The 8,697-nt window shown below is 43.6% G+C and carries 9 protein-coding genes; 4 read left to right on the top strand and 5 right to left on the bottom strand.

Annotated elements, in window-relative coordinates; translation table 11 throughout:
• Positions 1–270: 270 nt before the first annotated feature.
• Together BJP37_RS33105 and yidD are read right to left on the bottom strand one after the other, a co-directional pair.
• A complete protein-coding gene (locus BJP37_RS33105) occupies positions 271–981 on the bottom strand; it encodes a M15 family metallopeptidase (protein ID WP_075905394.1) in 711 nt (236 codons plus the stop codon).
• A gap of 50 nt (positions 982–1,031) precedes the next feature.
• On the bottom strand, positions 1,032–1,340 hold the full coding sequence (yidD, locus tag BJP37_RS33100; RefSeq protein WP_075905392.1) for a membrane protein insertion efficiency factor YidD: 309 nt from the start codon (positions 1,338–1,340) through the stop codon (positions 1,032–1,034).
• A gap of 62 nt (positions 1,341–1,402) precedes the next feature.
• Here yidD and BJP37_RS33095 point away from each other — a divergent pair, with 62 nt between their 5' ends.
• Positions 1,403–2,110 (top strand): diacylglycerol/polyprenol kinase family protein, encoded by a 708-nt coding sequence (locus BJP37_RS33095; protein ID WP_075905390.1) that lies wholly within the window; start codon positions 1,403–1,405, stop codon positions 2,108–2,110.
• 96 nt (positions 2,111–2,206) lie between these two features.
• The gene (locus BJP37_RS33090) at positions 2,207–2,857 is read left to right on the top strand and encodes a glutathione S-transferase family protein (protein WP_075905388.1); all 651 of its coding nucleotides are present in this window, start codon (positions 2,207–2,209) and stop codon (positions 2,855–2,857) included.
• Between the two features lie 4 nt (positions 2,858–2,861).
• On the opposite strand, the gene BJP37_RS40490 is transcribed toward BJP37_RS33090, so the two are convergent.
• Both BJP37_RS40490 and BJP37_RS41850 read right to left on the bottom strand, forming a co-directional pair.
• On the bottom strand, positions 2,862–3,128 hold the full coding sequence (locus BJP37_RS40490; protein ID WP_158069869.1) for a hypothetical protein: 267 nt from the start codon (positions 3,126–3,128) through the stop codon (positions 2,862–2,864).
• A gap of 302 nt (positions 3,129–3,430) precedes the next feature.
• On the bottom strand, positions 3,431–3,580 hold the full coding sequence (locus BJP37_RS41850; protein WP_198954255.1) for a hypothetical protein: 150 nt from the start codon (positions 3,578–3,580) through the stop codon (positions 3,431–3,433).
• A gap of 375 nt (positions 3,581–3,955) precedes the next feature.
• Here BJP37_RS41850 and BJP37_RS33085 point away from each other — a divergent pair, with 375 nt between their 5' ends.
• Positions 3,956–5,308, top strand: coding sequence for a nicotinate phosphoribosyltransferase (locus BJP37_RS33085; protein WP_075905385.1), 1,353 nt, complete (start codon positions 3,956–3,958; stop codon positions 5,306–5,308).
• A 284-nt stretch (positions 5,309–5,592) separates the two neighbouring features.
• On the opposite strand, the gene BJP37_RS33080 is transcribed toward BJP37_RS33085, so the two are convergent.
• The gene (locus BJP37_RS33080) at positions 5,593–7,845 is read right to left on the bottom strand and encodes an ABC transporter substrate-binding protein (RefSeq protein ID WP_075905383.1); all 2,253 of its coding nucleotides are present in this window, start codon (positions 7,843–7,845) and stop codon (positions 5,593–5,595) included.
• Positions 7,846–8,064: 219 nt separating this feature from the next.
• Here BJP37_RS33080 and BJP37_RS40485 point away from each other — a divergent pair, with 219 nt between their 5' ends.
• The gene (locus tag BJP37_RS40485; RefSeq protein ID WP_075905381.1) at positions 8,065–8,442 is read left to right on the top strand and encodes a hypothetical protein; all 378 of its coding nucleotides are present in this window, start codon (positions 8,065–8,067) and stop codon (positions 8,440–8,442) included.
• The last annotated feature ends 255 nt before the right edge of the window (positions 8,443–8,697 follow it).

The following is an 8,697-nucleotide window of genomic DNA, read 5'->3' as shown; positions in this document are numbered from 1 at the left end:
AAGCCTTACGATGTAAGGGTTACAGAGATTGGTAGTAGGAAATTAATTTTGTTTAGGTGCTTAGCAAGAGGGCCAAGACAGGCAAGAGGGGCAATAAAAAATGGTCTATTTGTAGCATTCTTTGAGCTACTTGATTGATAATTCCACTACAATGCCAGTGCTAAACCATCTTAGCAGCAACTGAGTTATCACCACGCTCCCCACTTAGGACTGACTGACCTAGGACTGATCCACGTAGGACTGACCCACTCTCCGACTCAATACTCAGGATTAGGCACTGACGCACTCAACAGCACCATATCGTGCCATAAAGGTATTGCTTGCATCCTCTTGATTGCGCAGCCAAGCCCACATTTGGTCTCCGAGGCAAAAATGCCACCACTCTCTAGGATGACACCGGAACCCAGCCGAGTACATTAAATTTTTTAACAGCTGTCGATTGTGATGATAAGGCAAGTCTTGTTGATTAGCGTAATAATCGGGATGGGAACGTGGTGAGACTTCATCAATGGGAGAGCCCATATCAATGGTTTCACCGGTAGCATCCACCAGGGTAATATCTAACGCACCACCTGTACTGTGAGGGGGAGGAGTCATGGGGTTAGAGCTCGGTACTGCCCAAAATTGATAGACTTGTTTCCAAATGGCTTGCTGTTGTTTTTCCGATAGGATGGTTGGGTTGATTTGTTGTGCCTGAACTACTTCGGCAAAGGTATGGTCAACCATGAATTGTTGGACTTCCACCGGTCGGTAGCCATCAAAAATCTCGATGCGCCAACCTGGATGCTGCTGTTGGAGTTGGCTTTGAGCCACAAAGAGTGCTTCTATCACACTCTGGCGCAGATAATAAGGGGAAGCCTTACCATAAGGTGCCCCCAGTTTTTGGTAGGGGTGAGGGGTACGAGCGGCAAATTGTTCTAAGGGAATGGGGATGAGGGGTTCTCCACACTCTACAATTGGGATTTGCTGATAAGGTTTCATAAGTTATAGCAGTTCTCAGTTTTTTCAGCATACTCAAACCACAAGAGCCACTACTTTTTCCCTGTTCCCTGTTCCCTGTTCCCTGTTCCCTGTTCCCTGTTCCGAAGTTCAACACTTCTAGATTTATCGCTATTACCATTAGGATAAACGTCAGGCACGGGATCATAACCTCCTGGATAGAGAGGATGACACCGTAGAATACGGCGAATTCCTAGCAAACCGCCCCGAAAGACACCAAACCGCTCAATGGCTTGGATAGCATACTGGGAACAGGTTGGTCGAAAGCGACAGACTGGGGGAAATAGGGGCGAAATAAACGCTCGATAGCCTCGAATTAGCCAAATCAGTAAAAGTTTCATGTAATGGTCACTCAATCTAATACAGTAATAAATAGGTCTTACAGTATGCTGCCATCAAATCCTTGTTTAATTCTGTACCCTGGATAGAATCAATCCCAACCCTATGGCTGCAAATTGCGCTGATTGCTGTCGGTCTCGGTGCGATTGTGCTGCTGGCGGAAACGCTACATCAGCGCACCGCCAGGGATTCAGAAATTACCCGTAAAATTGTTCACATTGGCACGGGTAACGTTATTTTAGTGGCTTGGTGGCTACAAATACCTGGCTGGGTAGGTATCTTGGCATCAGTTATCGCTGGTGCGATCGCTCTTTTGTCCTATTACATTCCTATTTTGCCTGGTATTAACAGCGTTGGGCGCAAAAGCCTAGGCACTTTCTTCTATGCTGTCAGTATTGGTGTCGTGATTGCCTGGTTTTGGCCCTTACAACAATTCCAGTATGCCGCTATTGGTATTTTAGTGATGGCATGGGGGGATGGACTGGCAGGACTGATTGGTCAGAAATTTGGCCAACATCCCTATCAGGCTTGGGGGATGCAAAAAAGCTGGGAAGGGTCTGGGACCATGGCCATAACTAGCTATGTCGTCAGTAGCCTGATCCTTTTCGCTGTTCAAGGTAATATCTGGGAAACCTGGTTGATGTCAATTGCGATCGCATTCTTTGCCACAGTATTAGAAGCCTTCTCCAAGTTCGGTATTGATAATCTCACAGTTCCTATCGGTAGTGCAGCAGTAGGGTTCTTTTTAGGTCAAATCCTCAGCTTGGGTTGAAGGCTCTTGAAATAGCTCAAGTTATGACCCTGTGCTTGATAGTAGATATTAAACTAAGAATAAATCAAACGTTGATAGTAAGCGAGAATTGAGTTAATGTTACAGTTTTACAATAATCCTATGTCCAACAATGCCCGACGGGTATGGATTGCTTTATTAGAAAAACAGATTGAATTTGAGCCTGTTGAAATAAAATTAGATGGTGATCAATTTACGCCAGAATTTATTGAAATCAATCCTTTTCATCACGTTCCAGTCCTAATCGATGATGGATTTAAAGTGATAGAATCCTTAGCGATATTAGATTATTTAGAAGCTAAATATCCAACTCCTGCTCTTATGCCCACTGACCCCCAAGCTATTGCTACAGTGAGGATGATAGAACTGGTCAACGTCAATGAGCTTGCTCCTGCTATCGTAACATTTATGCGCCATAACTTGGAGATTGAAGTAGAAGCAAAAAAATTAGAGCAAGCTCAAAAACAAGTTGCCAAAGTGATGAAATTTTATAACGAAAAATTAGGCAATAAAAACTATTTTGTAGAAGGGCAATTTACGGTAGCCGATATTGTCGCCGGTTTGTCGGTATATTTTCTCAGCAAGATCGGCGTTTCTTTAGCTGACTATCCCTCAGTTCAAAATTGGCAAACAGCTTTACAGCAACGGGAAAGTTGGCAGCAAGTGCAACCAACACCAGAAGAGTTTGAAATGTTTAAAGCAAAGGTGAAAGCAATTTTGTCACGCTAAACCACTAGACAATTCGCAACGCCTGAGTTATTGGGAGTGGTGAGTGGTGAGTAGGGAGTAGGGAGTAGCTCACAGGGGTAGGTTTTTTACATTTGGGTCGGGAGTCGGGAATCGGGAGTCGGGAATCGGGAGTCGGGAATCGGGAAAAGCGGGAAATGGGGAGAATTATCCCGGAAACTAGTGTGTATTTTGATACATATTTTGAGGAATTTCTACGTAGCGATGCAGCGCGGTCTTGGGGAGCCAGTGCGGTCTTGGGGGTTCCCCCCATGAGCAACTGGCGTGGTTTCCCCCACTCGCGCTTTGCATCAAGACAATCAAAGTACCTACTCGCCCCTTTGTAAAAAACCTACCCTTATGAGGTAGGGAGTAGGGAGTTATGAGAACCGCTACATTACCAAATGAGCTGCATCACGGTGTTCGCTCCCAGCTTAAATCATCCCGTCAATAGGCAACCCCACATTAGCTTTAGGGGCGCACGCTGTGCGCCCCTAAGGGTGTTGTTTATTCCAGCAATAACCCCTATAGTTAGCGTTCAAATTCTAGCTAAATTCAAAGAATTTACCGAAGAATTTACCAAGATGCCTCTTTTTGCTCAAAGGGGTCACCGCTAAAGGGTTGAACACCAATAGCAGGATAAATGTCATCATTAGGACCAAAAATCCTAGCTACTGCTTCAGAAAGATATTGAATACTGCTTTCCAATAGTTTGTAAAAACCCATAAAATTGCTCTCCTGAATTAGTTGAGTTAGAGTTGAAAACAGCAGCAGTGGTTATAATTACCGCGAACCTTTAGCTTTTATGGTGGTTCACGATTACTTTCCTGCTCTCATCAAATTGCTGTTCTCAAATTATTGAGTATTAACTCTCAGTAAAGACTGAAAGACGTTTTTGTCTTGGTGTACTTAATCTTATCGAAAATTATCGATTTGGGATCAGGATTAGTAATATTTGTTTGGCAATATTTGCAATACTTTTATCAAGGTTAACTAATCACTAAGATTTGTTTGGTAATTTTGAGATGCTTGTTAACAAATCTGTACCTATTTAAAGTTCCTTTACCTTATGTTAAACATTACTACTTAAACAGTACTACCATGAATGATAAACACCAGGAATTAATACCTACACCTGAGGACTATAGCTTATTAACTGACCTGTATCAGCTGACCATGACAGCCTGTTATAGTGGTGAAGGCTTAGCCCAAAAACGAGCTTCCTTTGAACTATTTGCCCGACGTTTACCTAATGGCTTTGGTTACTTGATTGCTATGGGACTCGCCCAGGTACTCGACTACCTGGAACAGTTTCGCTTTAGTCCCCAGGCACTAGAAGCATTACAACAGACAGACATTTTTCAGGGAGCACCGGAACAGTTTTGGTCACTCTTAGCAGAAGGAAGCTTCACCGGTGATGTGTGGGCAGTGCCCGAGGGAACAGCAATATTTGCTAATGAACCGTTGTTGCGGGTGGATGCTCCTCTGTGGCAAGCACAGATAGTAGAAACTTACCTACTCAATACAATTAACTATCAGACCTTAATTGCCACTAAGGCAGCACGGCTAAGAGATGTGGCGGGGGCCGAAGCTACCTTACTAGAGTTTGGCACTCGACGGGCCTTTAGTCCTCAGGCATCCTTGTGGGCAGCACGAGCAGCTATAGCAGCTGGGTTGGATGGCACATCTAATGTATTAGCAGCCCTTAAATTAGGATGTCAGCCTCAAGGAACCATGGCTCATGCTTTGGTCATGGCGATCACAGCAGTATCTGGAAGTGAGCAGGATGCTTTTACGGCCTTTTATCGCTATTTTCCCAATGCTCCCTTATTAATAGATACCTACGATACTGTAGCAGCCGCTAAGAGTCTGGCTCAACAAATCGCAGCTGGAGAAATCCAAGTGACTGGAGTACGTTTGGATTCTGGGGATTTAGTGACCTTGTCCCAAGAGGTGCGATCGCATTTACCCAATGTCTCAATTTTTGCCAGTGGGGATTTAGACGAGTATGAAATAGCCAGACTCAAAGAGGCTGGTGCTTGTATCAACGGTTATGGACTCGGAACTCGGCTAGTCACTGGAAGCCCAGTCAATGGAGTCTACAAATTAGTAGAAATTGATGGCATTCCCACCATGAAACAGTCCAGTAGCAAAATCACCTATCCAGGACGCAAGCAAATCTATCGCCAATTTCACCAAGATACAGTTATCAAAGACCGGCTAGGATTAATGGCTGAATCCTGCCAAGATCATGAACAACCTTTGCTGGAACAAGTAATCAAACAAGGTCAACGACTAAAGCCACCAGAATCCTTAGACACCATCCAAAAACGCACAGCTGCCTCTGTTGCTAGTCTTGCCACTTCAACGCGAGAACTTCATCAGCCAACCCCACTACCGGTAGAAATTTCTGATGCCCTACAGCAGCTCACCATAGCTAGCTCCAAAAGGTAAGCTAAAACGCATTTAAAATGCTTTTTAGCAAGGCAAAAGGCAAAAGGCAAAAGGCAAAAGGGCACTGGGATCTATCTTTTTTATTTGATTTCACTAATATACAGTTTAAATGCACAACAGCTTAATCTGTTACAGATTAATCAATAACTTAGATTGAATGCCAACTGCTCTATTCCCTATTCCCTGTTCCCTTCCCCCCTTATTAAGGGGGGTTAGGGGGATTCCTGTTCCCTAAAACCCAGATATATGTACTTAATCAAGTCGCAAACCGCTAGAACAAATAACTACAAATACCGCCAGCACAGAAGAGACGTGTAAACTACCAAAATCACTGGAAACGCCACTCTTCCAAACTCCATTAATTTGCTAATCTTAATCTTACCAGACTGAAAGCGCTCACTATTCCCAATCACCACCATCAACAACTGTAAGCCATTGAGTACATAAACGATAAAAAAGGCATAGTCTAGAGCCACTACATAGCCAACCCCCTCCGGTAGTGCTTCTATCAAGCTCAGATGGTAAAAGACAATCGCTAGTAGCAAGCCACTTACTGCTTCTACGGAGATGTGATCGAAGGGGAGAAACATGAACAGGTATCCCACCACTACAAAAAACAGTAGAGGCAATAGATTCTTGATACTGAAACTGACTAAATCCCGCTTGATTTTAATAACCACATTGAATCGGGAGTATTCTATATCTAAGTCTGTGTCGATAAATCGTCGATTGCCCAAAGTCGAATCGTTAATCACCGTATCCTGGAAAAAATTAGCATTCTCAACACTCCAATCGGTAATCTTATCAAACACTTTAGCTCTCTTCCAATTTTTGAGAACTTTTTCTGTAGTGGTGTCTCGCATTCCCACGAAGTCCACTACATAAATTAGTTTGTCCCGGGTTAGGTTAAGATGTCGAAATCTGGCTGATAGAGTCTGATGGTCAAACGGGTAATCGTGAAAATCAAACTTTTCATGAAAATCGCCTTTAACCCGGTAGACTTTATAATTAATACCATCATTTAACTCTGTATCTATCGGTTCCTTTAAGGTCAATTTTTCTCCTGAATCTAGCCGCTCAATGCCATAATTTGTGAACTCGATTTGGTCTGCTGGAATATCGCCTTGGTACCTAAACCAAATGTAAAAATCCACCAAATAGGAGGACGTTTTTTCATCTATGTGACTAATCTCATTGATATCCATCCCGGTGTAAACGATATGGGTCTTTACCATATAGTTATTACCAACCTTTACAATTTCACCACTGTCGAGCTGTTCTTGCAGATTAACAACAGCCCGTAAGTCCGGGATTATTTGCAGCTGGCTAAACGCTGAAATAAACTTTCTTCTATCAAAAATACCCACAAAAAATGGTGCTACTGCATTGCCGTAATAGTCAAAATAAATATTTCTGGTTGCCCCCTTGAATGCCGTTTCCTGGCTATTAATAGTTGCTAAGCTTTCTTTAAGCATCAAACGGTTTTTCGGTAAATCATCCCAGGTAAGATCAGAGCGTTTAATGGCCTCAACAATGGCTATTGCCGCATCATAATAGCAAGTCGCCACCCATCCCGGCGCTTGTTTGTACTTCTTTTCAAATTCGTTTCTGAACTGTTGACCGCTATCATCAGAAATGTCAAAAATAATCGGAGCTATGGCATAAATTCCATTGGTAAAGAAGCCTACTTCATCTCTCTCCTCTGGGGAGTCTTCAAACCGTTGAGCCAGCGATATTTCGGCTAAGGAGTCACCGCCAAAAATGGGGAAATCCATCTTAGAACTCTTCATTTTGGCAATTAATCGAGCCACTTGATTGCGATTAGCTGTCATCACAATCACTCCTGGGTCTCTGCCGCTATTTTTTAAAGCCAATAAATCTTGATAAATCGTTTCTATGGCTTGGTCTATATCATCCCCTAATACCCACTTACTGGCTACTTCTCCCCCTAACTCCTGAAACGTCTCTTCAACAGTCTTCCCTAAGGTCAAGCCATAAGTGCTGGGGCTGTAAACTAGGCTAATATTGGAAGATCCCAGAATCTTTTGGATATAATTGGCGATAAAAGTACCCTGAGCACTGTTAGAAAAAATGGTGCGAAAATACCAACTGTTCGATTGGGTGAACCCATCAGCAGTAGCTGAGCCGGTCACCGCAGGAATCTTATGGTGTTGATAAACTTCACCAGCAGCCGTAGATACCCCACTACTGTAATGACCAATCACTGCGATCGCATTTGATTGAGCAATCTTCTTCGCAACCTGCCGTGCCACATCCTGATTTCCTTGGTCATCATAAACCTCTAGCTTCAACTTTTTGCCCTTAACACCACCAGCCTTGTTAACTTGGTTAATGTAAAGTTCAGCACCGTCTACCATTGCTCTGCCTGAGCGTTGTGCTGATTCACTAGCATTGCTTAACGGAGCTGCGATCGCAATGGTTATCCTCTCTTGATATCCCTGGAAGGTATCGATTGCTACAACTGTAGCGCAGGCAAGCAGTACTATAGATACTAATACGATGGCTTTTTTTAGCATATATCACCTGATCAGTTGAATGGTCACAGATTACAGGTTACAGGTTACAGGTTACAGGTTTAACGTTACAGGTTACAGGTTGTTCGCGTAGCGTGGCCTTTTGGCCAAGGTTACAGGTTGAAAGTTACAGGTTGAAGGTTACAGGTTGAAGGTTTAACGTTATAGTTTACAGGTTTAACGTTATAAAGTTTATATTTTACGTTACAGGTTACATGTTACATGTTTAACGTTACAGGTTGCCAGTTATACATCCGGCTTTCAGTTGTTAACCCTCTAATCTTCAACCATCAACCATCAAACCATCAAACCATCAACCATCAAACCTTCTATCTTAAACCATCAACCATCAAACCATCAACCTTCAACCATCAACCTTCAACATTCAACCATCAAACCATCAACCTTCAACATTCAACCATCAACCTTCAACCATCAACCTTCAACATTCAACCATCAAACCATCAACCTTCAACATTCAACCATCAAACCATCAACCATCAACCATCAACCTTGGCCAAAGGCCACGCTACGCGAACAACATTCAACCATCAAACCATCAACCATCAAACCTTGGCCAAAAGGCCACGCGATCGCTGAAAGCGGGACTTCGTCCATCGCGTTCAACCTTGGCCAAAAGGCCACGCGATCGCTGAAAGCGGGACTTCGTCCATCGCGTTCAACCTTGGCCAAAAGGCCACGCGATCGCTGAAAGCGGGACTTCGTCCATCGCGTTCAACCTTGGCCAAAAGGCCACGCGATCGCTGAAAGCGGGACTTCGTCCATCGCGTTCAACCTTGGCCAAAAGGCCACGCGATCGCTGAAAGCGGGACTTCGTCCATCGCGTTCAACCTT

The sequence above is a fragment of the Moorena bouillonii PNG genome (assembly GCF_001942495.1).
GTDB lineage: Bacteria > Cyanobacteriota > Cyanobacteriia > Cyanobacteriales > Coleofasciculaceae > Moorena > Moorena bouillonii.
This window is presented reverse-complemented; position numbering and strand designations above follow the sequence as displayed.